Origin of the sequence: Legionella lansingensis (assembly GCF_900187355.1) — a bacterium.
GTDB classification, from domain to species: domain Bacteria; phylum Pseudomonadota; class Gammaproteobacteria; order Legionellales; family Legionellaceae; genus Tatlockia; species Tatlockia lansingensis.
Window position 1 is genome coordinate 1203334 of the sequence record NZ_LT906451.1, and the last position, 25947, is coordinate 1229280.

The following is a 25947-nucleotide window of genomic DNA, read 5'->3' on the forward strand; positions in this document are numbered from 1 at the left end:
CCTCCGCTTTCGCGGAGGGTGACGATAAGTATGTAAAATTTAATTTCCGCGATGACGACTATCTGTCCTCTCTTCTTATGACATTTCAATCACCATCGGTAATTCTTTTGCTGGCGTTATTTGGCATCTTGCTCTTCTAAAGGGCAGAAAAATTAGCGAATTACTAATTCACGAAAGATAAAAAAAAATCAACTTGTTAATATTTTGTTAATATTGATTCTTTAAAATTTTATCGTCCGTTAATCAATTAGAGAGTATTTTTATGGGAAAAGTTATTCTTATTCATGCTAATTGTCATAATCCTACTGCTAAAGGCGATTTTGCTTTTGCTGGCAATATCGCGAAAGACATTATTCGCGAGCTGGAAAAGCAGTCGATACACGATATTGATGTCGTTTTAGTAAGTGCACTTGATGGAATACCCCGATTTGAAAGTATGTATGGGGCTGCTGTGGATGGGCGAGTTACAGTTGAGGGAACCAGTATTGGACTGTCTTCCTTAGAAACATTTGATGCTGTTGAAAATACAGTTATCGCTTTTATTGATGCCAATCGCTGTAAACACTCAGCAGGAGATCTTGTTAAACGAGTTCTTTCTCCTGATAGTAAATTCTTGTTTGTGGGGAATGTGAACCAGCAGGCTTTTTCAGATGTATTTATGCAGACGCTATATCGTATGCAAGCTCAGAAAGAGCAACCAGGAGTCTATGAGCCTTTTAATGCAGACGATACACTGATCGGCAGTGCTGGGCTTGGTTCAGAGCGGTTGGGTTTACCAACAATTACCAAAGCAGAAGATTTGCCTACTTTATCCAGCTCGGAAATGGCGAAGCTTTCAACGCTACCAAAAAGCGACTATGGCTTTATGTATCTTGCTGCCGTAGATAGTTCTAAAGATTACAAATTGATTGCCCAATATATTAAGTTAAGTGGTCATGACCAATATGTCCTCGTCGGAAATTTCAGTAGTAATAAGTATGAAATTAAGTACGCTTACGAGCACGACATGACATTGGTTACCTCCAAAACATCTCTACCGCAAATTGAGTATCATGCATCATTACCCAATCCTGTGATGCGTAAAATGGTAGCCAACGCGACAGGATCATTGGTTTTATCAACAGGGGTTACGAGTACCCTTGAAGCGATGAGAGATAGTAAGCTCACTTATTATCAAGATATGTCTAACAATACTGAATTTGTGGCGGCTTATTTAATCGCAGTAAAATCAATCGTTTCAAGTGATAGTTCCTTATTCGGAGCAATGCCTCAGATGATTATCGATCTATCTGACTTGCTTTTTGCAAACAAACCGCTTAGCAAAGACAAGATGGAACGAACCCGTGATCTATTACAATTATCTTCAATAAGCTCAAGATTAATTAGTACCAACCTAACGATTATTGAGCAAGCAAGTGGAAAGATCGCAACAAGACTTCTAACTTTTATAGGTGGTTCACGAAAAACGAACGATCATGTTCAACTCGCTACCGTTTGTGCATCTTTACGTAAATCAGGTGAAATGGGCAGCCCAGTTCATGATCAAGCCTTAAGAAGAGCGGCTACTTGGGGACGTTTATTTGAACTCAAGGTATTGATTAAATCGATGTCAAGCTCGGATCTGAATAAAACAGATCCCACTTATGGGCGTTCAGCACTGCATTGGGCTGTTTCGAGCAAAAATTTGGATTGCGCACGTGCATTGGTAAAAGCGGGTGCTTCTTTAGATCTTCAGGATAAAGATGGGCAAACTGCGCTGCATAAGGCTGTAAAAAATGGCGATAGAGCAATGATTAAAATGCTTATAGCGGCTGGTGCTTCCGTGGATATTGCTGATAAAAGTAGCAATAGTCCAAAAGATTGTGCTCCAGATAGTGGCATCCTGTTATTTATCAAGGATTGTCATGCCGCTCAAATGAATCCGACTTGTTTCAGCTAGTCATTGCAATATCAATTACCAAAGTGTGTCATTCCCGCGTAGGGCGGGAATGACACACTTCAACAAACAGTCTTTTCATTGCTATCGCAAAACGGATTTTCGCTAGCATGATATCACCTAACTTTCCCGCCATTGGATACTGAAGTTTTTAAGCTCAGCTAAGTATTCATCAAGTCTAATTAGATCAAGACAGGGCATAGCACCGACGATGTTCATTGTTTTATTTGCAAGTTTTTTACTGAGAATAATTGCAGGTACGCAAGGAATATATAGGCCATCACCATGCCGAGCAAGAATTTCAAACGTTCTACGCGTTAATTTGCCGGTTTTATCCAGACCTTCTATTTCCATGTAAAAACCACTATCGTCTTTACCAAATAGGTCAAAGTAATGTGAAATTTTTAGCATTAAAGGTGCGAAATGTTGTAAATTAGGAAACAACCTGTATTTAACCAATCCAGAAAGTGTCCATAAAATGAGATGTAAAAGTTTAAGTTCCAATCCTGCTTGAAACCGGATATTTAATAAAGTTGGATAACGCTCTGGAAATAAAGCCAAATCAGGAATGTCACAATTCCCTAGGAAGCGCAAACCGAGTCCCCAGAACTTGCGCATCCTTAAATTTTGCCAACCATAAACAATTTCTTCTTTACCATGGCGTAGCGTTAAGAGAGGTTTGCCTGCATAACTTAGCCCGGCAGATGTGGTTGCGAGCCCAGTGTTCGTTCGTTGAGCAGTTGCAATAGCATAATCAAGACCAGTGATTTTTTCAAACTGAGGTTGATAGTGGTTAATAATTGCATTGGCAAGACAAGGCACTGAACTTGCACCTGAGCAAATCAACACGTTTTTTGCTTGGGCGGCAAGGTTTAGTTGCGAAATTCCAACAACAAAATCACGTGCATCTGATAAATCAATGTAATGACAACCTTGATTAATACAGGCTTGAGCTACATGATAATCTTGATGCTGATAGGGTCCCGATGTATGAATAACAATGTCAGGATTGATTTTGCTAAGGTTCGCTTCTAGTTGATGGTGTATATCAATGAGCGCGAACTCTGCTGGATTATGCGCGGCTAATTGTTTGCAAAGTAATTCAGCCTTCTGAATATGACGACCTGCGATAATTAATTGAATATTCGCTTCTGCTGCGAGTCGCCTTGCGATAAACCGCCCAAAATTCCCATAACCACCAATGATTAATACACGTTTGATCATATTCATATTACGATAATGACTTACACAATAGGATGCGATTAAAAGTGCGGTTTTTTTGCCGAGGCCCCGCGGTCAAGCCGCGGGACGTCGAGAATTATTGAGAATAAAACCTTAAATTTAAAAACCGCAGTTTTACTCACACCCCCTATAAAGAGCTACTTGATTTTATTACTATGGTACTCTTTATACATGCTTAGAAATATAGGGTCAGCTAGCTAATGCTTTACCTCTGTTTAAAATTAATTCACGTTATCAGTTCAACCATCTTATTTGGAACCGGTCTTGGCACAGCATGTAACATGCTATTTGCTCATCGAACTCGCGATGTGTATATCATTGCAACAACTTCTCGTTATGTCGTTTTCGCTGATTGGATTTTCACAACCACCTCCGGCGTTATTCAACCCATGACTGGTTTTCTGATGGTTTACCTTGCAGGATATTCATGGTCATCATTATGGATATGGGGTTCCATCATAGGCTATCTCATCGCAGCATTTTGTTGGTTTCCTGTTGTTTATTTACAAATAAAAATGCGTGATTTAACAATTAAAGCAGTGAAAGATCAATCCGCACTTCCCCCACTTTATTTTCGCTATTTTAGATATTGGTTTTGCCTAGGATGGCCGGCTTTTATCAGTCTTGTGATTGTATTTTATTTGATGACGTTTAAGCCCATGTAACAACGGGCACACTCTTGGCATATGGAACTGCATAGTCCAATTCTCCTTTGGTTTCAGCGTGAATACGATAGATAGGTTGGTTTTTTTGCACGTCACTATTTTTTTGCACTAAGAATTCTACTCCTGCCGCTGGATGCTGAGGAGCGCCTGCCAGTTTGGCTATGAGAGAAAGTTCGCGGTTATTTATGAATTCTATTCTACCCGCTTGATTTGCCACAATATCATAAGTGTAATCTGCAGTAGGTGGTTCGTGAAAACCTCCTTGCGCCTCACAGATGGCCATAAATTTCTGCAGTGCCTTGCCACTTTCTAATAGTACCTTGGCTTCTAATATGCCGTTACCTTCTTCAATTCCTCCTGCTTCTAACAGAATCGATGCAAACTGTAGGGCTTTATTTTTTAAATCGAGATGAAGATTTTTCTCATTATTCAGAATTGCCAAAATATCTTTCATTTCCAGTGCCGGCCCAATTCCTTTACCTATCGGCTGGTTACCATCCGTTTTAATAACATATACTTGCAGCCCCAGCATCTTTGCTACAAAAGCAAAATAACGCTCAATTAACTCAAAGGTAGAATCAGAGCGGATTTTTGCTGTTGGCCCGACCGGGATATCAATGACAACATGTGTTGCCCCAATCCCAATTTTTTTGGATAACACCGATGCCACCATGGGCCCTATTGGGTCAATCCTAAGCATTCTTTCGATGTGAATAAGTCTATCGTCAGCCACACTAAAACCTAATGCGCTTCCCCAGGCCATACAGCCCCCTTCTTTGTTAACGACACGCTTAATCTCTGACGCTGATAAATCAACTCGAGTTACTGTTTCTGCTACATCTGCTGTGCCTGCCGGCGAGGTAATAGCCCGTGAAGACGTTTTGGGGATCATAAGACCAGACGCAGCGACGATGGAGACTACAATTGGACTTATACAGTTGCCAGGTATACCGCCCACACTGTGTTTATCTACGATGATGGGATCATCCCATTGCAGACGCGTACCCGTTTGGATAAATGCCTGAGTTAAATAAAGTATTTCGTGCTCATTAAAATTATTTTGAGCGCAAGCTGTGATAAAACTCGCTAAATGGACTTTTGTGTATTTACCAGAAGCAATATCGAAAACAACTTCATTGATTTGTGATTCATTTAATTCTTCACCAAACATTTTTCCTCTAATGTACTTTAAGGAGCTCACTGGTTTGGGGTGTGTTAGCTCAATGAAATCCCCTTCCTCGCTGGCTAATTGTTTCCAAGCCTCTGCAGATAGACTGACCTCATCTTTTGCTAATAGATCAGAGTGAATGAAGTGCAAGGTGGCAATAATGGAGCGATTATGGTTAGCTACCAAGACTTGGCTATCAGCCTCGAATCCTTCCTTTTTACTTACAGAACAATCGGGATGCAGATAGACAATGTATTCACGTGTCGGGTCAATCCCTAAATGGATGAGACGTAATTTATTGCTTGTTTTATTTAACAATTTTCTTTTCGGATATTTCATGGCTTAATTCATTTGTGACGCTGAACCATGCAAAGGGATATCATTTACAGCGCCAATGATCACTCTTGTTCCCTTTATTCCCCCACCAGGAATATCAACAAACTCCTCGTTTAGCCATCGTGCGTCTTCTGTAAATAAGCGTATACAACCATGACTGGCACGATACCCTGGTACGTCTTCGCTTCCATGTAAAGCATATCCTCGAAAGAAATGCATACAAAAAGGCATTTCGGCGCCACCATTATCGCCATCAGCTCGCCGTGGGAAAGCTGTAGAAATACAGTCAATGTCTTGTTTGCGGATAATACGGTAAGACCCGGTGGGGGTAGAGCAGCCACCAATTACTCCAGGGCAGCGATCAGCTCCCGATGAGATTGGTCCCCACCATAATAGTTCACCATCCTCATCATAAGCCCCCCAGGCTAATTTATCTTGACTAATATAAATGGTTTTCTCACCACCTGATTCAATATATCGTGGGAAGGGTGAAACGTCGTAGATGGTTATGCGGTCAAGATTCTTAGGAATGGCTATAACCATACCTGGTCGAAGACGAATATTCATACGGTTGATGCGTTTGACGATATCTCTTGCTTCGCTTTGGGGAAATAAATTGCTCCAAGTTTGACCGAACTTGATTGTCATGCAGAAGAAGTCAGGTTGATTACAGAGGGTTTCTCCGTATCTAGAGTAGGACCAAGCTACTGGCAGTGATGTAACCATCATTATTGTTAAAATTATGATTAACTTTTTCATGATGATCCCAATTATTTCACTGGTAATCCCTTTAACGGCATGTCAAAAAAAAACTTTATCGTCTTTTCTTTTCCGTTTAATACGTTACATACAGAGGTTAAAAACATCCTACCAGGGCTCCTGTAAATGTTATTATCCTTAGCATATAAGGAGCCTGGGTAGTCAACTGTTGTCTCTACAATTAAACGGGTGGCGGTGGTCCTCGACCAATTAACCCCATGATGAGTAAGACAACAAACACTACTAGGAATATGAAAAATAATATTTTTGCAATACTTGCTGCTGTGGATGCAATACCACCAAATCCAAATGCAGCGGCAATTAATGCAATAATCAAAAAAGTGAGCGCCCATCCTAACATGGCAACCCTCCTTAAATTAAAGTCTTTAGACCATTCTAAGTGCTACTCTATTTTCCTCCTCTCATACCCATAATATTTGAAGTTTTCTTTTTATAATTTTAGACTTAGGAACTATGTTTTGCCAAAATACCCTCGAACGGATCTCACCCATTCACTTAAATTCAGGTTATACTATTGCGCCTGAAGACTAAGGGATTCAATTATGAGTTGGTTAAAAAAATTATTACCTTCGAGAGTTAGAACCGAAACCTCTCAAAAAAAAGGGGTACCAGAAGGTCTATGGGTGAAATGCTTGGGCTGTGCCTCAGTTCTCTATCGCAGCGAGCTTGTTAAAAATCTTTCTGTTTGTCCTAATTGCAATCATCATCATCGCTTAACAGCTCGGGAACGAGTAGCTCAATTTCTTGATGAGGCAGGACAAGAAGAGATAGCAGCTAATCTTGAACCGATTGATCGCTTAAAGTTTAAGGATTCAAAGAAATATAAAGAACGGATTGCTCAAGCACAAAAGGCGACTGGAGAAAAAGAGGCCTTGATTGTCGTGAAGGGAAATCTGAAGCGGCAGCCAGTGGTTGTCAGTGTTTTTGAATTTAATTATATCGGTGGCTCCATGGGAGCAACCGTGGGTGAGAAATTTGTTCGAGCGGTCAATATCGCAACAGCTGAAAGACGTCCTTATATTTGTTTTACAGCAAGTGGGGGAGCAAGAATGCAAGAAGGGTTATTTTCCTTGATGCAAATGGCCAAAACGTCTGCAGCTCTTGCTCGCTTTGAAGATACAGGCTTGCCTTTTATTGTCGTACTAACCGATCCCACCCTGGGCGGAGTTTCTGCAAGCTTTGCCAGCCTTGGAGATATCATTATTGCTGAACCCAATGCGCTCATTGGTTTTGCTGGCCCCAGGGTTATTGAGCAAACGGTTAGACAAACACTACCTGAAGGGTTTCAACGTAGTGAATTCTTACTTGAGCACGGTCATATTGATATGGTTGTTGAACGGAAACACTTACGCAATACGATTGCTGAACTTGTGGCAAAATTGTCTCACCTTAATTTGAAAAATATTGTCGATGAAGCAGTATAGGCATTTTAGTGTTGCTGAGTGGTTATTTTATCTTGAACATCTTCCACAGCACGAGATTCAACTGGGTTTAACCCGCATAAAAAAAGTTGCTGCTTCTCTTCAACTATTACAGCCCAAAGCCAAAGTTATTTCAGTGGCTGGCACGAATGGCAAGGGGTCTACTGTTGCTGCTCTTGAAGCTATCTACCTGGCCGAAGGTTATGATGTTGCAACCTATACATCACCTCATTTACTCTCATTCAATGAGCGAATAAAAGTTAATCAAAAGGTTATTAAAGATGAGGAACTCGCTGAAGCCTTTTGTGTCGTAGAAGAGGCAAGAGAAAAAGAAGGGATTCATTTGACTTATTTTGAAATAGCAACTTTAGCTGCGCTATGGCATTTCCAAAGACATTCTATTGATGTTCTGATTCTGGAAGTAGGTCTAGGTGGACGATTAGATGCGACAAATATTATCGATGCTGATTTGGCGATTATTACGACCATTGATTTTGATCATCAGGCTTTTTTAGGGGATACTAAAGAAGCGATTGGTTATGAGAAAGCAGGTATCTTAAGACCAAAGAAGCCTCTTATTTATGCCGACATAAATCCAACTAATAGCATTCTCGCAGTGGCCGCTTCCTTAAATTGCCCTACTTATATTAGTCATCAAGATTATAAATATGCTCCTGTGGAGGGTATATTTCATGTCATTAATGAGCATGAAACAATTACTGACTTACCACAGCCAGTTTTGCACCCTAATTCAATTGGGGCAGCTATCATGACTTGTTTATGCTTAAGGAAGAGCTTGCCAATCAACTTTTCGTCGATTAGAGAGGCTTTAGGACATCTTTTTTTGCCGGGAAGGTTGCAATTGATTAAAGGTGAAAAGAGTACATTGTTTGATGTTTCGCATAATCCTCAAGGGGTCAGTTATCTTGCAGCTCATATTAAACGTTTGTCTTGGCAAGGTTCTATCCATGTTGTATTCTCAGCGTTACGAGATAAAAATATTCCAGAGCTCATTGCGCCTTTAATTGACCATGTTCATCATTGGTACTTAGCACTTCTAACCAGTAAACGGGCTGCATCCAGGGAACAATTTAACACAGCCTTTCGTATTTATGATATAGTGCCTTTTTATTACGATAATCCTCGATTAGCTTATCAGGCAGCTTGCAATACAGCTAACGCAGGTGATTTAATCGTAGTTTATGGTTCATTTCTAACAGTAGGAGAGGTGCTACCTGCTGTGTATAATTCTACCAGAACTGGGGAGAGATAATGAAATTTACGATGGATGAACGGGTGAAACATCGCTTAATAGGTCTTGCTGTGATTCTGTCTATCGCTGCTATTTTTGCTCCTGCAATCATCAAAAAATCGAATCAACGAATTGGTGACAATGTCAGCGTATCCGTGAAGCTACCACCTAAACCAACTCCACCAAAAGTGGCTATACCAAACGAAAAGGCCATGTTTGAAACGGTTAAAGTTGCGCGTGTCGAAATCCCTGAGGTACCTGCATCATTAGAAGAGTCAACCCTTTCCAAGGCGCAATCCTTAAGTGAATTAAAGCAAATTAAAGAAGCCGTTGAGCCTATGGTGGCAAAAGCGAAAACAGAACCAGCTAAATTAATCAAACAAAAGCTCAAGCCCACCATTGTTGCTGCTGCAACCAAAAGTATCAGTAATCAACAGCAAAGGAAGGTAGACTCCAAGCCGGTTACCGCCATGACCAAGCCAGCAACCGTGGCGAAAAAAGCAATTGTACATAATACTAAAGGGCGTTATGCAGTGCAGTTAGCAACCTTTGCAAAACAGCAGAATGCTGATTCTTTATTATCTAAATTGAGAGCGAAGGGATACAATGCAACGTATTATAAGGTAAATACTCGACTAGGTCCTGTTTATAAAGTAATTGTTGGACAAGGTAATCAAAAAGAAGAAGCTAAATTACTACAGCAACAGTTAGCAAGTGTGATGCAAATTAAAGGCTTTATTGTGACGACTGGGGTCAGTTAAGTTATGCAATGGCATTGGATTGATTTACTGATCGTTGCTGTTATTGCTTTATCAGTTGTAACCGGTCTTATTCGTGGCTTTGTCAAAGAGCTTATTGCCTTGGCTGTTTGGATTCTGGCCATTTGGTTGGCCTTCACTTACTCTCAGAACTTAGATCCTTGGCTGCAAAAATATATTCAAGATAAAACAACACGAACAGTGACAGCTTTTATTATTATCTTAATTGCCATCTTAATTGCTGGTGGCATAGTCAATGCAATTCTTAGCTTTATCTTAAAACGCTCTGGACTAAGTGGCACAGATCGCATTCTGGGTATGGCATTCGGCTTTGTTCGTGGAGTATTCATCATTGCCTTAATTATGGTCGCCATCCAAATGACCTCCGTACCCTACAAGAAATATGCTGCTAATTCAAAACTTTATGCTCAATTTGAGCCGGTTGTTAATTGGCTCTATAGTCTCATGCCTGAATTTATCAAACAGATGAAAGTTTTTGATAAACAGGGAATACAATTACCGAAGACTAGTTCACAAGATTCTCCTGATAAGCGCACTGAGCAGCCGAAGGTAAAAACTCCCGTTAAAGAAGCACAACCAGATAAGGAGAGTTTTCTAACCCATCCTGATGATTTTGAATTCTCCAATGCTTAACTATCAAGCAGTCTAAACTCTATTAGCTCTAATTAAACTCTGTAACACTACAATTGTGCAATTCATTTACTAATCGTTAATTATATCTATGCATATCCATGGCTCAATATGAATGTAAAAAAATCTGAATGATCATTATTGCTGTTGACCGCGGGATATTTATACTGAATAATCATTTTGCACTGAATTAAATTATTCAGAGTGCTAATTAACCTGACATGTATAAATTCCATTGAGAGGAGGCTAACATGCTTACAGTAGAAAATATTAAGCAGCTGATCAATCGTTGTCGGCTGATCAGTATTCTTGGTCTAAATGGAATAAGCGTTAATATTCCTGAACTTAAAATCGATATATTAAAGCCCCCACATGATTTTGTAGGTGTTGGTGGGAATCCTGCAATATTCATTAATCAATATACTTACAGGCTCTTAGGCAAAAAGCATAAAAACTGGGTGGTTAATGAAACTATAGCCATGAAAGCCATTTTGTTGAATAAACCCGCCATAGAGGTCATTGGAGCCATTGTTCACGAGGTAGGACACGCGTTTAACGTCGCGGCTAAAATACCCAATACAGAGGCAAATGCTTACATATTTGAGATTGAAGTGATGTGCAAGCTGTTTGAAACTAAGTATCATTTGCTTGGTAAATGTACTAGCGCTGATGCTGAAGCTTATTTTAAATCGCGATTGTCTTACTATAAGATGGAAATTAACGACACTACACTTGCTAAGTTAGTGGCAGGGCTTAAATGTGAGTTTGATCTTGAGCCAGCTCCTCCATTGCAAAAGCAAAATCCCAACCATCTCCCTAATCTGTTTTTCCCTGAGAAATTTAGTTTTTTTGCACGGAAGCATTGGAAAGCAGAGTGTGAGCTAATTAGGTTAAAGATGGACTCTCATTTACCACGGATTGTCGTTAACTAATTATTGATATAAATTTGATTTTCTTTGATATATTGTAGGACGGGTTTAGGAATATAAGATTTTAGATTTTGTCTTTCAGCCAGTCCTTTCCTAAGCTTCGTTGATGATATATCAAAACTGCCGGCATCGCAGGAATAAATGAAGCCGTGGCTGTTGTTGAGGATTGCTTTTTCATCATGGGTTTCGTGGATTTTTAGCAGTTCCTCAAGAACTGTAGGAAGTCTAACATTCTCAATGCCTGCACGCTTAATGATCAGTATATTTGCAAGAGTGAGTATCCGTCTCCAATCATGCCAGTTCGGGAGTTGTATGAAAGTATCCATTCCCATTAAGAGCGTTATTGATATATCTGTCCCTAATCGACGGCGGAAGTCTGCTAATGTAATCACCATATATGAAGGGCTGTCACGCTCAATTTCAGACAAATCAATTGCGAAATGCTCAGGCAGACTTGTCAAAGCAAGTTTTAACATCTCTACTCTTTGTGCAGGCGTGGCAGTAGCTTTTTGCTTAAGGACAGGATCTTTGCAGGGTAAGAAAATAAACTGATCAAAATGGAATCGTCTTTGAAGATTAGCAGCAGTTTTTAGATGCCCATTGTGAACCGGATCAAACGTTCCACCGTAAATGATTATGCTATGCAAGATTCCCTACCTCTATACCCAAACAAAATGAAAGTGCCATTTGCTCTAAAGCGGGCCAAATTTGTCCATTGGCATTTGATTTTATGCGTTCATCAATTTTCTTGGAGAACTGTAATAATCGCACCAAGTGATTTTTCTGCACACGTTTTAAGGCTGATTGATATAATTTACTGCGATGAGCCCAAATTTTTAATTGGCTACAGGCTGTAGCAAATGATACAGATTGCTGAGTTAATTCGATAAGCTGGATTAAATTACGAAGGTCTTGTGCTAATAGCCATAAAACAAGAGTAGCCTCTGTACCACTATTGTATGCATGGCGAAGATGTAGAACAACTTTATCTGCGTCTGGCAGTAAACAGGCGTCGCTTAATTCAAATAATTGATAGTCACATTGGTTAGTAAGTTGGCTTTCTACAACAGCTGTAGTTAACATAGAACCATCATCAATTAATTGAATTTTCTCCAAAGCTTGTGCACAAGCAAGCATATTGCCTTGGGTGTATTGTTGAATTAATGCTGGAATCGCAGATTCAAATGTTATCTTTTTTTTTTGCAGCTGATCTCTTATCCAGTGTTGTGTAGCCACGTTGTCTAATGGGAAAATTTGAACAATATGAATTTGCTCGTGGTGTGTGAAACCAGTTAATTGCTTCGCAGGTAGGTTGGGTGCACGGATAATAATCAAACAACAAGGATTACTATTGGCGATGTAATGATTGAGAAAATGTTTGCCTGCGTTATCTAAGGTTTGTTTTTCATAACGGATATCAATTAGCGAGCTTTCTGCAAACAAGTTATAACTATAGGCCTTTTCTTCCACCTGAGCCCAATCGGCTGTTTGATTAATGTGTAAAATTGTTTCATGTGGTTCAGTATGTTGTGTTAGCCAGGCATGTTTAATATTTTTTGCAGTCTCTGATAACAGAAAATAATCCTGGCCTGTCAAAATATATATGGCTGGTAGTGCATGCCGAGCCAGGTAAGAAGCCAAAGTTTGTTGTTTAATGAGCATATTTAGTATCAGGTTCGTTGTTCGGACCGTAATTCTTAGCTTGGCTTATACGGTTAATGATTTGCGTAGCTGCTTCCACACGCATTTCATTTTTTAATAACGTTTCTTCAGCATCAGAACCTAAGATTCTGTCATTATTGATGGTAAGTTGTCGAGTAACAAAAACGTGACTGGATGGAATGATAGGACCACCTTTTGCCTTGATCAGGCTAAATTGGACATCATAAGTGAGTAAATACTGTCGAGGGGTTGTGCTGGCACTGACATTGGTCACTTCTTGCCTGTAGTTGTCTTTTTCAATGATGAGCAAGTAATTTGCCTGAGTAGGATCGTCAGTTATAGCGATCTTATAAGCCTCCAACTGATCCTTTAATAAATTGTCCAGATCACGATGTGCATTCTGAATAACAATGGCAACATGATTAAGCCATGGAGGGATGTCAGTCATCCCGCGTAGATGAAAACCGCAACTGGCTAATAAACCAAGGATTAAGCAAATAACTAGTCGACGCATCAACTAATAACCAAATTAATTAGTTGGCGGTGAGCAACAACAACCGCCTTCTTGATTGTCTTGCCTCCAAGAAAACTCTTTGCATGTTTCTTGGCCATCTCGATTAGTTCATTCTCATCTGTATCGCTATGAGCGGTAAATTGTGCTCTTAATTTACCATTCACTTGTACAACAAAATCAAGCTCATCTGTTTTCAGTGCGCTTTTATCAACTTTTGGCCAGGGCGCATCAATGATAGCTCTCTCAAATCCTAGTTGGTGCCACAGATGATGACAGATATGTGGTGTGATGGGTGCCAGTAAACGAAGAAGAATACTCATCCCAGAGTGTAAGAAATATTTATCTTCCTCAGACTCAACCGTATAAGAAGAAAGCTCATTGAAGAGTTTCATGCAGCCAGACACTACGGTATTAAATTGGTGCCGTTCATAGTCATGACTTGCTTGCACCAAGATTTGATGAACATTTAAGCGGGATTTTTTTAGACGTGCACTTGTGTGTTGCCAATCAATATTTCCATTCCCGCATAAAATGGCATCATTTATTTCAATAAATAATTGTTGATGCTGATAGGCAAAAGCCCAAACACGTTTAAGGAATCGATGTGCGCCTTCGACAGCAGCATCAGACCATTCCAATGATTGATCAGGTGGCGCTGCAAACATAACAAATAATCTTGCAGTATCAGCACCGTAGGTATCCATTAGATGGTTAGGATCAACAACATTGCCCAACGATTTAGACATTTTATGGCCATCTTTCAACACCATGCCTTGTGTTAATAAGGCTTTAAAAGGTTCATCTGAATTGACTAGCCCTTCATCGCGCATGAGTTTGTGGAAAAAGCGTGCATAAAGTAAGTGCATTACCGCATGTTCGATCCCACCAATGTACTGATCAACTGGTGTCCAGTACTTGGCTCTATCGTCTAACATGGCACTTTCTTGGCCCTTGCAGGCAAAACGAGCATAGTACCAGGAGGATTCAACAAAGGTATCAAACGTATCTGTCTCACGTGTGGCCTCTTGTCCACATTTAGGACATTCAGTCTGCACAAATTCACTGCACTGAGCTAACGGTGAACCGCTTCCCGTTAATTGCACATCATAGGGGAGCGTGACGGGCAAATCTTCTTCAGGTACGGGAACAATGCCGCACTCTTCACAAAATATCATTGGAATGGGGGTACCCCAATAGCGTTGCCGTGAAACGCCCCAATCTCGAAGCCGATAATTAATGGTCATCTTACCCGCATCGTGATGCTCAAGATAGTTAGCAATTTCTTTCGTTGCCTCAGCGGAAGATAAGCCATCAAATTGCCCTGAATGAATTAATTTTCCTTCATCGGTGAAGGCTGATTTGCTGTAATCATGTTGGTAGTCATCAACAGGAACAATAACTTCTTTGATTGGCAGCTTGTATTTATGAGCAAATTCCCAATCTCGCTGGTCATGAGCAGGCACTGCCATGACAGCTCCAGAGCCATACTGCATGAGCACAAAATTAGCTATCCATACAGGGACTTCATCGCCAGTAATAGGATGAATGGCTGCTATGCCTGTGGAAATACCTTTTTTCTCCATGGTGGCTATGTCAGCTTCAGCCATACGAACCCCCTGGCAGCTGTCAATGAAAGCCTGGACTTCAGGTTTCTGACTTGCCACTTCCTTTGCCAAGGGATGGTCAGGAGCTACCGCCAAATAGGTAACGCCCATTAACGTGTCTGGACGTGTAGTATAGATCTTGAGTCGTTTAGGGAAGCCAAGAACTTTAAAGCTAATTTCACAACCTTCAGAGCGGCCAATCCAATTGCGCTGCATTTGCTTAACTTGCGCGGGCCACTCATCCAAGATATCTAAATCATTTAATAATTCATCAGCGTAAGCAGTAATCTTAATAAACCATTGAGAGATTTCTCTGCGTTCAACGAGTGCGCCAGAACGCCAGCCTCGACCATCAACCACTTGTTCATTGGCAAGAACAGTTTGATCGACCGGATCCCAATTAACTACGGCATTCTTTTTATAAACCAAGCCCTTTTCATAAAGCTTAATGAAAAACCATTGTTCCCAGCGATAATAATCAGGGTCACAAGTAGTAATTTCGCGTTTCCAATCATAGGCATTACCCAGACGTAAAAATTGCTCCTTCATAGAAGCGATATTTCTTTTAGTCCATTCAGCGGGATGAATACCATGTTTAATTGCTGCATTCTCGGCAGGTAAACCAAAGGCATCCCATCCGATGGGTTGCAAAACATTTTTCCCTAAGGCTCGTTGATATCGAGTGATTACATCGCCTAAGGTGTAGTTCCTTACGTGTCCCATATGCAAGGTACCGCTAGGGTAGGGAAACATGGATAAGCAGTAAAATTTTTCCTTATTTAAGTCTTCAGAAACGTTAAATGATTGTTTCTTAAGCCAGTATTGCTGGGCTTGTTCTTCAACTTCACGGGGGTTATAGCTGTTATCCATAATTAGTAAGTTATATTTCAGTAAGGCTGGTAAGAATAACGCCTCTTGTGCTCTGCAGCAATAGGTTTAATGGTTAAGTTTAGATGAAAAAATACGATAGATGCCATAAAACAACACAATCAATAAACAAAAAATCAGTACGGGAGCATCACCTAAAGAAACCCATGGTGTAAGGCCTGTTGCAGGAAAAAGCGTTGTTCGCAGGACTCCAGTACTAAAGGCTGGCAAAGAAGAAATGATTTCTCCACGGCTGTTGATCACAGATGATAAGCCATCATTGTTTGCAACAACTTGATACCTGCCTGTTTCAAGAGAGCGTACTTGGGCCATCTGCAGCTGTTGGTACATAGCCAAGGAATGTCCAAACCAACCATCATCACTAATAGAGACAATCCACTCTGCTCGTGGGAGTTGACGGCGCAATAAATCACCATAGGCCAGCTCATAACAAATCAGAGTTGCTATTGGATGTCCCTTAATTTTAACGAGAGGTTGATTATTTTTACCCGGCATCAAATTAGCAGCGGGGATTGCCAACCATTCACTAATGGTTTGCATGGCTTTGGGGATATATTCCCCGAAAGGAACAAGATGTTGTTTTAAATAAAAGCCCTTAGCTGCCCCTAAACTAATCAAGGCATTAAAATAAGCGTTTTCGTCTATCATGGAGGGCTTCGGGATGCCTAATAAAATGGCACTACCTGCCTGCTTGCCTTTTTTATCCAACTCAATAAGAACATCTTCGACATAACTTGGTGGGAGAGGAATGGCCGATTCTGGCATGACAATGAGAGAGGTCCCCAGCAATTTTTCTGTCTCAGTCTTGTAACGTGTCAACAATTGCCAAAATAAATGTTCATCCCATTTATCGCGCATCGATAAATTGGCTTGGATGATACCAACGGAGAGAGGTTCAGCTTTTTCTTTCGACCACATTAGTGATTTCAATGTTGAGGGTAGTAATAAGAGGAGAACAAAAACGCTTAGCGCTAAATATCGTCGTAACCCAGAAAGTTTTATACTCACTACTAGTAAAGTGGCAGTAAAACAAGTGAGGAAGCCTACACCGAAGACACCCATAATAGGTAAAAGATATTTTATCGGCGCATCGAATTGACCAAAGCCAATGAGTAACCAGGGGAAGCCACTGAAGAGAATAGAGCGACCGTATTCAAATAAAATCCATAGAGCACTGAATAGTAAACCGGAATAGAGTGGGGTATGCGGCGGATTTAATTTTTTAAAAAGTACCGCCATGCTTGCTGGAAATAAGGCAAGGTAGAGTAAAAAAAACAAAGTGATCAATGCTGAGACAATGCTATTTAAATGACCATATTCGTGAATACTGACATAAACCCACGAGATCCCCAGACCAAAATATCCCAGCCCAAAAAAAAGGCCATTTAAAAAAGGATGTTGCTTATTTTCATCAAGCAAGTGAGCATAAAAAAATGCCAGACTAAGAATGGCTGCCCCCGGTATATGAAAGGGGGCAAAACTTAAAGGGAGAATTAAGCCAAATAAAAAGGCGCGCAGCAAATGGCCATAATTAAGCGTTTTTGCTGAAATTGATATCTGTTCTGGAAGAGCGGCTGCCTGAGTCATAGCTTTGATGTGCATTAAATGAATGCCACCATAGAATACTAATTGTTAAAGGTCAAGATTGTTAACGCCATTGAAGTGATGTATCACCACGAGATTTTTACTTCAATGAGGCCTAAAGATTAAAGCCACAGTAGGGAGAGATTCTTTTTTGTGAAAAAATTGGTTAATTATAGATCACTTTGGTTAAATATGGTATTCTATTTATTAAATGAAATCATTTTTGTGAGGCTTTTAACATGATTTCTAAAGGAAAGGCTCAGGAGCTATTAAATAAATATAAAAAGGATTTGGAAGCTATGCAAGAGAATGTAAAAAACCCACCTTCTCATGCTTACCCCAGTCGTGGTGATTTTCAAGTTCTACCCAATTTGATACAGGCACTAGAATGCATAGCCGAAGGGAAAGTTTATAAAGCTACTGATTATGTGGGTGGGCAAGGTAGCATAGGGCATGTAAGCAGGGATCCTCAAGAAGCTTTTGCTAATCTGTCATCTTATTTAGATGAGCGTTTTCTAAGATCTTATTCAAAAGATAATTCGACACTATTCAAGATGACCAATTTTTGTGAAGAAATAAGAAAACCCGTTGCTGAATATCAAGAACGCAGAGAGATATGTAATCAGGCTCTCGATAAAATTAGTGACTTTATCAAAAAGCATCCAGGTGTTGATGGCTTAGAGAAAATGCAAGGGATCATTAATAGTAATGCTTCCAGTCAAGAGAAACTTTCTCAAATCATAGAGTTGGCAAAATATAAAAAATCAGACTTTTCTATTACACAGTTCGTACACGAACATATTCGTGGCAGAAAGCCTGAGGTTGAAAACTTCTATCAAGAGATTGCAAAATTAGATATGAACAATACTTCAGCCTTAAAGGAATATGCAAAGCCACCAGAGAAATCACCAGAGGAGCGTTTTGCATTGCAGTCCTTTTTGGATAGAATGAGCGATTTCTAGTGCTACTCTCGGCAGCAACACTCCTATTAAACGCTAAACAGACGTTCTGACAAAACACATCGCTTCTTAAATTAAGCCTTATAGACCAGAGGTACTGTGGCTCTAAATGAGCCAAAGTTGTTAAATCAATAGACCTATATCCAAGTGCCATTTATTTAGTGTACGATGACGGCTCGTTTTACACTGGAGAAGGATGTATATGTATAACGTTATGATCACTGGCGCTGGGAAAATTGGAAGTTTAATTGCCTGCCTGCTGGCAGATAGTGGTGACTACCAAGTTCATATAGCCGATTTGGAGTTCTCAGGAACTGACGTTAACCGTTTGTTGCAGGCTATGCCTGAGGTAAAAACAATCGCTTTGGACGTCAAAGATCAAGAGGCCACGCAAAATTATTTAGAGAAAAATAATATTGTTGCTGTGATCTCAAGTCTCCCTTATTTTCTTAATACGTATGTGGCAAAAGCTGCAAAGGCTGCAAAAGCACATTATTTTGATCTCACTGAAGATACTTCTGTCACAGAGGCGGTCAAGGCCATTGCTGAAGGGGCACAAACGGCTTTTGTACCTCAGTGCGGTTTGGCACCAGGGTTTATCAGCATTGCTGCAAATAGCCTGATGAAAGAGTTTGAACGATGTCTGCACGCAAAATTGCGCGTAGGGGCTTTACCTCAACGTGCCAGCAATGCACTACACTATTCTTTAACATGGTCAACAGATGGAGTTATTAACGAATACGGTAATCCTTGCTATGGAATTGAAGCAGGCAAACCTGCCGTCCTTAAACCATTAGAAGGATTGGAATCCATTCAAATTGATGGCTGTGAATACGAAGCCTTTAATACGTCAGGTGGTTTGGGCAGTTTAGCTGAGTTATATGAGGGTAAAATCCAGAGTTTAAATTATAAGACCATGCGCTACCCTGGGCATTGCGAAAAAATGCGCTTACTGATGAATGATTTAAAATTAAATGAAGACCGCGATACCTTAAAACGCATTTTAGAGAACGCCATTCCCAAAACGTATCAGGATATAGTCATCGTCTATGTTACGGTAGAAGGGATAAAACAGGGCGAACTCACTGAAAAGAGTTACGTGAAGAAAATTTATCCGCAAGAAATACGTGGTCTAGAGTGGTCTGCCATTCAAGTGAGCACCGCATCGGGTATATGTGCCGTCGTGGATTTGGTTTTGGGTCAAGCCAATGAGTATCACGGTCTGATTCTGCAGGAGAATTTCCATTTGACCGATGTGTTATCCAATCGCTTTGGTCTGTATTACGCTTAGGAGAGGGAGATGGATTTATTAAAACGCCTTAATATTAATGAGATTAACCCTGGTGCTTTCAGTGGCCAGGGGTGGCAAAGTGAAATAGGAGAGACACGTCTTGCTTCCTTCTGCCCTGCTACTGGGCTAAAACTTGCTGAAATTGCAACATGCTCTATGAAAGATTATGAAGATGTGATGCAAAGAGCACATGAGGCTGCATTATTGTGGCGTGAGGTACCAGCACCGCAACGCGGAGAAATTATACGTCAAATCGGACAAGCATTACGTGAACATAAAGATCTATTAGGTAGCTTGGTTTCTCTTGAAATGGGGAAATCAAAGCAAGAAGGAGATGGTGAGGTTCAAGAGATGATTGACATTGCTGACTTTGCAGTTGGTCAATCGCGCATGCTTTACGGCAAAACCATGCACTCGGAACGTCCGCAGCACCGCATGTATGAGCAGTGGCATCCCTATGGCATCGTTGGTGTAATATCTGCCTTTAACTTTCCTGTAGCTGTGTGGGCCTGGAATGCGTTTATTTCTGCTATTTGTGGGAACGTTACCTTGTGGAAACCATCTGCAAAGACGCCTCTTTGTGCTGTTGCTGTACAACATATTTGCAATAAGGTACTACAAAAAAATAATTGTCCTGAAATTTTTAGCCTAATTATTCCTGAGTCACATGATGTTGCTGATGCGATGGTCAATGATCAACGTATCCCTCTTATTTCTTTCACAGGTTCTACTGCTGTAGGTAAACAGGTTGCCATGAAAGTCGCATCTCGCCTTGGCAAAACCATTTTGGAGTTAGGTGGCAACAATGCAATTATTCTTGATGAATCAGCAGATTTAAACTTGGCTATTCCAGCCATTGTGTTTGGAGCTGTAGGTACGGCCGGACAACGATGTACTTCAACTCGCCGTTTATTTGTTCATCAATCGATGTTTAAAGAAGTGGTTAAGCGTTTGCAGCATGCCTATGAGCAAATTACCATTGGTGATCCTTTAGACAGTAAAAATTTAATGGGACCTCTCATTGATGAACAGGCTGTTAAGCAATTTAAGCATGCGATATCGCGCATCACTGCAGCTGGAGGGCAGATTGTTTTTGGTGGCGAGGCGCTTAACACGGCAGGCTATTTCGTTCAACCTACATTAGTTACTGATGTAGAGAATCACTGGGACATTGTCCAAGAAGAAACGTTTGCTCCAATTCTTTATGTCATGCCCTATCGCAGCATCGAAGAGGCCATTGCTTTGCAAAACGGCGTTCCTCAGGGCCTATCTTCTGCCATATTCACACAAAATCTGAAACATGCGGAACTCTATCTAAGTGCCGTAGGCAGTGATTGTGGTATAGCAAACATCAATATTGGTACCTCAGGTGCTGAGATTGGTGGTGCTTTTGGTGGTGAGAAGGAAACGGGCGGTGGTCGTGAATCAGGCTCCGATGCTTGGAAGGCCTACATGCGTCGCCAAACGAATACGATTAATTGGGGAGATGCGTTGCCGCTAGCGCAAGGTATTCGTTTTAATATTTAACAGAGGATAGGAAATCATGCAGGAACCATTTTTCATTAGGAAGGTCGCGGTTCTCGGTGCTGGCGTAATGGGTGCCCAAATTGCAGCGCATTGTGTAAATGCAGGAATTGAAACCTTGTTGTTTGACTTGGCTGCGAAAGAGGGAAACAGTAATGCTTTGATTGATAAGGCGCTTGCTAATTTAGGTAAATTAAAGCCTGCTCCTTTGGCTACCTCACAAACGGTAGCCTATCTACGAGCACGAAATTATGAAGAACATTTAGCTGATTTGAGCGATTGTGACTTGATCATTGAGGCAATCGCTGAGCGCTTGGATTGGAAAGAAGACCTATATCGAAAAATTGCACCGCACTTAAGACAACATTCGATTTTGGTTAGTAATACGTCTGGTCTTAGCATTAATACACTAGCCGAAGTTTTACCTGCGGTTCATCGTAGTCGCTTTTGTGGTGTTCATTTCTTTAATCCTCCTCGCTATATGCACCTGGCTGAGCTGATTCCTGCACACACAACAGACAGTCATTTGCTGGATCAGCTTGAAAGCTGGTTAACCAGTCGTCTGGGTAAGGGAGTTGTTCGTGCCAAAGATACCCCTAATTTTATTGCTAATCGTATAGGTGTTTTCTCTTTATTGGCAACCTTACATCATGCCGAAAGCATGAATCTCGGTTTGGATGAAGTTGATGCACTAACAGGGCCTTTATTGGGTCGACCAAAATCAGCAACGTTTAGAACAATGGATGTTGTTGGTTTGGATACCATGCAACATGTCGTCCGTACGATGGAAGAACAGTTAACAGACGACCCTTGGCACGCACATTTTAGATTACCTGAATGGTTGCTAGGACTCATCAAAGAGGGTGATTTAGGACAAAAAACGGGGCAGGGTATTTACCGTAAGAATGGTAAAGAGATTGAAGTGTATAATCTTAAGTCAGGTAGTTATCGACCTTCTAAAGGAGAAATTAGTGGGGAAGTGAAGGCGATAATGAAAACTCCGGATCCTTCACAACGAATGCAGCAATTGGTTTCTTCCGATGATAAGCAGGCTAAATTTTTAACTGCTTGTTATCGCGATCTGTTTCATTATTGTGCTTATCATTTGCAAGACATTGCTGATAGCGTTCGTGATGTTGATTTGGCCATTCGCTGGGGATTTGGTTGGCAAGAAGGGCCCTTCGAAACTTGGCAAGTTGCAGGTATTGCAGCAATGCAAGACATAATAAACAAAGCCAGGGCCAAAAATGAGACTCTAAGTCAAGCAGAGTTACCAGATTGGCTGAAGAGAATCACTGATTTTTACACGAGTGAGGGTGCTTACGCGCCAAGTCAGCAAAAACATGTCCCGCGCAGTGAGCTTCCCGTTTATCAACGCCAATTTTTCCCAGATCGTGTGTTAAATGAAAAAAGATTATATACACCTTCGTTATTTGAAAACGATGGTATTAACTTATGGCTTCTCAAAGATGATGTCGCTGTCGTTAGCTTTAAGAGTAAAGCCAATACTATTGGTCAAGCGGTTCTGGATGGTTTGGAGCAGGCTATTGATAAAGCAGAAAAAGAATGCCAAGGCTTGATTATTTATCAGTCGGATGCCAATAACTTTAGCTCTGGTGCAGACTTGCGAGGTGTTGCTTCCCTTATCCAGGAAGATAGGATGGATGCCTTGGATGCAATGATAAGGCATTTTCAGCAAGTTGCTATGCGCTTAAAATATTGTGCTATCCCAACCGTTGCTGCGTTGCGTGGTCGTGCACTAGGGGGTGGTTGCGAATTAATGATGCATTGTAATGCTGTTGTGGCTGCTTTTGAATCATACCCCGGTTTGGTGGAAGCAGGTGTGGGTCTGATTCCCGCAGGTGGTGGTTGTAAGGAAATGGCTATGCGCGCTGCACAAAAAGCCCAAGATGCTGACTTATTAGTCTTTTTGCAGCCTTATTTCCAACAAATTGCCACCGCTTTTGTTGCCGGTAGTGCTGCTGAAGCTATGCAGAAAGGGTTTTTAAAAGCAACTGATCACTGGGTTATGCATTCGAATGAAGTCTTGTTTGCGGCTCTTTCGCAAGTAAAGTTAATGCAAGTCATGAATTATCAAACCCCACTTAAAACACGCTTTAAAGTGGCAGGTCGTGAAGGGCATGCGCGCTTGCAGGCTGGATTGGTGAATTGGTTAGAAGGTGGTTTTATTTCTCAACATGATTATTTTCTTGCTGACCAATTGGCAAGTGTCCTTTGTGGTGGTGATGTTAACCAAGGTGAATTGGTGGATGAGGCTTGGTTGCTGCATCGAGAAAGGGAGGCATTTATGACTTTGGCTGCAACACCATTGTCGCAGGCTCGAATAGCGCATTTATTAGAAACTGGCAAGCCCTTGCGCAATTAAGGAGACTTAGGATGACAAATGTATATGTAGTTGATGTGCTGCGTACCCCTGTTGGCAAAGCCCCAAGAGGTGTTTTTCGTCATACCTTGCCGGATGATTTATTGGCTCATACAATAAAATCTTTAAAACAACGTAATCAATCTGTAGATTGGCAAGAAATTGGCGACGTGGTAATAGGCTGTGCGATGCCTGAAGCGGAGCAAGGGATGAATGTCGCACGTATTGCTTCGCTTTTAGCTGGTATACCACAAAGTGTTCCTGCTATGACGATTAATCGCTTTTGTTCTTCTGGTGTACAAAGTATTGTTACCGCCGCTTCTTCTATTACAAGTGGTGATATTGCAATGGCTTTGGCAGGAGGTGTAGAAAGTATGTCCATGGTTCCATTAGGTGGTAACAAATACACGGCCAATCCTGCGATCTTTACTGATGAACATGTCGCCATAGCTTATGGTATGGGTATTACAGCAGAAAACGTTGCCAAGCGTTGGGAAGTGACAAGAGAACAGCAAGATGAATTTGCTGCTGAAAGTCATCGACGGGCTGTCGCAGCACAGCAGCGTGGTGATTTTAAAGCGGAAATCACGCCTGTGGAGATCACTGTTCGCCATGCTGATTTGGCTACTTCCAAGGTGATAAGCAAGAAAAAACTCATTTCTGACGATGAAGGTCCGCGGGCGGACACATCTTATGAAGCGATTTCTCGCCTTAAACCAGTTTTTGCTGCTAAAGGAACTGTTACGGCCGGAAATAGTTCACAAACCAGTGATGGTGCAGGAATAGCACTGTTAGCCAATGAAGAAGCCTTGAAGAAATTTGATCTGCAACCTATGGGACGACTGTGCGGTTATGCGGTAGCTGGCGTTGCGCCTGAAGTAATGGGCATAGGTCCTATCAATGCCATTCCTTTAGCTCTTAAACGAGCCGGATTAACGCTAGATAAGATGGATTGGATAGAACTCAATGAAGCATTTGCTGCCCAAGCTTTAGCGGTGATTAAAACCCTGGACTTACCTAGAGACAAAGTAAATCCTTTGGGGGGAGCCATCGCTTTAGGTCATCCGCTGGGGGCCACAGGAGCTATTCGTACAGCCACGTTGCTACATGGACTACGACGTATAAAAGGAAAATACGGCATGGTCACCATGTGCATAGGAACAGGCATGGGCGCTGCCGCGGTGTTTGAGGCGATTTAGTTGTTGGTTTTGTCATCCTGAGCGAAAACGAAGGATTTCCTGAGTCTTAGAGAGCATTTACCAAACCGTGTCATCCTCGCTTTCGCGGGGATGACACAATGTGACGAATGATCTTGAATCTTGAGAGAGTCTGTGTTTTTTGCTCATGGATGACAATAAAAGCGCTCTGCCAAAGAATGCTACTTAGTCATAGGAACTCTTATGGACGTCATGCTACTAGAAAAACCAGGAAGCCCTCTAAAACCCGCTTATCGTAACAAACCCGAACCAAAAGCTACCGAGCTACTGATAAAAATTAAAGCTTGTGGCATTTGCCGCACTGACTTACATGTTGTTGATGGTGAATTGCAGTATCCCAAACTTCCTCTTATTCCTGGACATCAAATTGTGGGGGTCGTTGAAATGGTAGGTAGTGAAGTAAATGGAATTTCCAAGGGACAAAGGGTTGGGGTACCTTGGTTGGGTAGTAGTTGCGGTCAATGTGAGTTTTGTACCTCAGGCCGAGAAAATTTGTGTGATCAAGCCAAATTCACTGGTTATCAAATTGATGGTGGTTTTGCTGAGTATTGTGTGGCAGATGCTCGCTTTTGCTTTCCTATTTCCGAAAGCTATCCTGATGATCAAGCAGCACCCTTGTTTTGTGCTGGGCTAATTGGTTACAGAGCTTTGTTGAAGACCGGCGATGCCAAACATTTAGGGATTTATGGTTTCGGGGCTGCCGCTCACATTTTGATCCAAGTCGCAGAATATCAACATCGAAAGGTCTATGCTTTTACCAGTCCAGGCGATAAAGCCGCTCAGGATTTTGCCTATAAGTTGGGGGCCGCTTGGGCAGGAGGATCGGATGAGATGGCACCGCGCTTATTTGATGCAGCGATTATTTTTGCACCAGTAGGCAATTTAGTCCCTGTGGCTTTACGTGCGACGATGAAAGGTGGAATCGTTGTATGTGCAGGAATTCATATGAGCGATATTCCCAGTTTTCCCTATGAAATTCTTTGGGGTGAAAGAACGTTATGTTCTGTTGCCAATTTAACTCGAAAAGATGGCGAAGAGTTTTTAGCATTGGCCCCCAAAATACCCATCAAAACCGAGGTTCATACTTATCCTTTAGCTCAAACCAATCAGGCTTTAGATGATTTGCGCCACGGGCGATTTACGGGCGCAGCAGTGGTTGTTGTTTAGTTAGAGGGTGATTTCA

The 25947-nt window shown here is 41.3% G+C and carries 22 protein-coding genes; 13 read left to right on the plus strand and 9 right to left on the minus strand.

The window, feature by feature from the left end; all coding sequences use genetic code 11:
• Positions 1-262: 262 nt before the first annotated feature.
• Positions 263-1939 (plus strand): Dot/Icm T4SS effector AnkY/LegA9, encoded by a 1677-nt coding sequence (ankY, locus tag CKV79_RS05420; protein ID WP_028374145.1) that lies wholly within the window; start codon positions 263-265, stop codon positions 1937-1939.
• 117 nt (positions 1940-2056) lie between these two features.
• Here ankY and CKV79_RS05425 read toward each other — a convergent pair whose 3' ends face one another.
• Positions 2057-3160: a saccharopine dehydrogenase family protein gene (locus tag CKV79_RS05425; protein WP_028374146.1), complete on the minus strand. Its 1104-nt coding sequence runs from the start codon at positions 3158-3160 to the stop codon at positions 2057-2059.
• Between the two features lie 218 nt (positions 3161-3378).
• On the opposite strand from CKV79_RS05425, the gene CKV79_RS05430 reads away from it, so the two are divergent.
• On the plus strand, positions 3379-3843 hold the full coding sequence (locus CKV79_RS05430) for a DUF2269 family protein (protein WP_028374147.1): 465 nt from the start codon (positions 3379-3381) through the stop codon (positions 3841-3843).
• Here the strand turns inward: CKV79_RS05430 and CKV79_RS05435 are convergent.
• The 3 genes from CKV79_RS05435 to CKV79_RS05445 all read right to left on the minus strand — a co-directional run bounded on the left by CKV79_RS05435 (position 3830) and on the right by CKV79_RS05445 (position 6467).
• Positions 3830-5350, minus strand: coding sequence for a thymidine phosphorylase family protein (locus CKV79_RS05435; protein ID WP_028374148.1), 1521 nt, complete (start codon positions 5348-5350; stop codon positions 3830-3832). The genes CKV79_RS05430 and CKV79_RS05435 overlap by 14 nt on opposite strands.
• A 3-nt stretch (positions 5351-5353) precedes the next feature.
• Positions 5354-6076 carry a L,D-transpeptidase gene (locus tag CKV79_RS05440; protein ID WP_231950241.1) on the minus strand — a complete coding sequence of 241 codons (723 nt, stop codon included), beginning with the start codon at positions 6074-6076 and terminating at the stop codon, positions 5354-5356.
• A 211-nt stretch (positions 6077-6287) separates the two neighbouring features.
• Positions 6288-6467, minus strand: a complete 180-nt coding sequence (locus CKV79_RS05445) for a DUF1328 domain-containing protein (RefSeq protein ID WP_028374150.1) — start codon at positions 6465-6467, stop codon at positions 6288-6290.
• A gap of 202 nt (positions 6468-6669) precedes the next feature.
• On the opposite strand from CKV79_RS05445, the gene accD reads away from it, so the two are divergent.
• From accD to CKV79_RS05470, 5 genes are all read left to right on the plus strand, one after another.
• The gene (gene accD / locus CKV79_RS05450; RefSeq protein WP_028374151.1) at positions 6670-7551 is read left to right on the plus strand and encodes an acetyl-CoA carboxylase, carboxyltransferase subunit beta; all 882 of its coding nucleotides are present in this window, start codon (positions 6670-6672) and stop codon (positions 7549-7551) included.
• Positions 7538-8821, plus strand: a complete 1284-nt coding sequence (folC, locus tag CKV79_RS05455; RefSeq protein ID WP_035916126.1) for a bifunctional tetrahydrofolate synthase/dihydrofolate synthase — start codon at positions 7538-7540, stop codon at positions 8819-8821. Before accD ends, folC begins: the two co-directional genes overlap by 14 nt.
• The gene (locus CKV79_RS05460; protein ID WP_028374153.1) at positions 8821-9561 is read left to right on the plus strand and encodes an SPOR domain-containing protein; all 741 of its coding nucleotides are present in this window, start codon (positions 8821-8823) and stop codon (positions 9559-9561) included. Before folC ends, CKV79_RS05460 begins: the two co-directional genes overlap by 1 nt.
• Before the next feature lie 3 nt (positions 9562-9564).
• Positions 9565-10212, plus strand: coding sequence for a CvpA family protein (locus tag CKV79_RS05465; RefSeq protein ID WP_065236366.1), 648 nt, complete (start codon positions 9565-9567; stop codon positions 10210-10212).
• Between the two features lie 248 nt (positions 10213-10460).
• Complete coding sequence (locus CKV79_RS05470) at positions 10461-11141, plus strand: hypothetical protein (protein ID WP_058387160.1); 681 nt, start codon at positions 10461-10463, stop codon at positions 11139-11141.
• On the opposite strand, the gene nadD is transcribed toward CKV79_RS05470, so the two are convergent.
• From nadD to lnt, 5 genes are all read right to left on the minus strand, one after another.
• A complete protein-coding gene (nadD, locus tag CKV79_RS05475; RefSeq protein WP_028374007.1) occupies positions 11138-11785 on the minus strand; it encodes a nicotinate-nucleotide adenylyltransferase in 648 nt (215 codons plus the stop codon). The two genes, CKV79_RS05470 and nadD, sit on opposite strands and share 4 nt — an antisense overlap.
• Positions 11778-12800, minus strand: coding sequence for a DNA polymerase III subunit delta (gene holA, locus CKV79_RS05480; RefSeq protein ID WP_028374008.1), 1023 nt, complete (start codon positions 12798-12800; stop codon positions 11778-11780). The genes nadD and holA overlap by 8 nt, the downstream gene beginning before the upstream one ends.
• A complete protein-coding gene (locus tag CKV79_RS05485) occupies positions 12790-13314 on the minus strand; it encodes an LPS-assembly lipoprotein LptE (protein WP_051546239.1) in 525 nt (174 codons plus the stop codon). The genes holA and CKV79_RS05485 overlap by 11 nt, the downstream gene beginning before the upstream one ends.
• Complete coding sequence (gene leuS, locus CKV79_RS05490; RefSeq protein WP_028374009.1) at positions 13314-15788, minus strand: leucine--tRNA ligase; 2475 nt, start codon at positions 15786-15788, stop codon at positions 13314-13316. The genes CKV79_RS05485 and leuS overlap by 1 nt, the downstream gene beginning before the upstream one ends.
• 66 nt (positions 15789-15854) lie before the next feature.
• Complete coding sequence (gene lnt, locus CKV79_RS05495; RefSeq protein ID WP_231950215.1) at positions 15855-17408, minus strand: apolipoprotein N-acyltransferase; 1554 nt, start codon at positions 17406-17408, stop codon at positions 15855-15857.
• 221 nt (positions 17409-17629) lie between these two features.
• Here lnt and CKV79_RS05500 point away from each other — a divergent pair, with 221 nt between their 5' ends.
• The 6 genes from CKV79_RS05500 to CKV79_RS05525 all read left to right on the plus strand — a co-directional run bounded on the left by CKV79_RS05500 (position 17630) and on the right by CKV79_RS05525 (position 25931).
• On the plus strand, positions 17630-18352 hold the full coding sequence (locus CKV79_RS05500) for a hypothetical protein (RefSeq protein ID WP_028374011.1): 723 nt from the start codon (positions 17630-17632) through the stop codon (positions 18350-18352).
• A 199-nt stretch (positions 18353-18551) separates the two neighbouring features.
• Complete coding sequence (locus CKV79_RS05505; RefSeq protein ID WP_028374012.1) at positions 18552-19640, plus strand: saccharopine dehydrogenase family protein; 1089 nt, start codon at positions 18552-18554, stop codon at positions 19638-19640.
• A gap of 9 nt (positions 19641-19649) precedes the next feature.
• A complete protein-coding gene (gene amaB / locus CKV79_RS05510) occupies positions 19650-21167 on the plus strand; it encodes an L-piperidine-6-carboxylate dehydrogenase (protein WP_028374013.1) in 1518 nt (505 codons plus the stop codon).
• Between the two features lie 16 nt (positions 21168-21183).
• Positions 21184-23550 (plus strand): 3-hydroxyacyl-CoA dehydrogenase/enoyl-CoA hydratase family protein, encoded by a 2367-nt coding sequence (locus CKV79_RS05515; RefSeq protein WP_028374014.1) that lies wholly within the window; start codon positions 21184-21186, stop codon positions 23548-23550.
• Between the two features lie 11 nt (positions 23551-23561).
• Positions 23562-24746 carry an acetyl-CoA C-acyltransferase gene (locus CKV79_RS05520; protein ID WP_028374015.1) on the plus strand — a complete coding sequence of 395 codons (1185 nt, stop codon included), beginning with the start codon at positions 23562-23564 and terminating at the stop codon, positions 24744-24746.
• Positions 24747-24947: 201 nt separating this feature from the next.
• Complete coding sequence (locus CKV79_RS05525) at positions 24948-25931, plus strand: zinc-dependent alcohol dehydrogenase family protein (RefSeq protein WP_028374016.1); 984 nt, start codon at positions 24948-24950, stop codon at positions 25929-25931.
• The last annotated feature ends 16 nt before the right edge of the window (positions 25932-25947 follow it).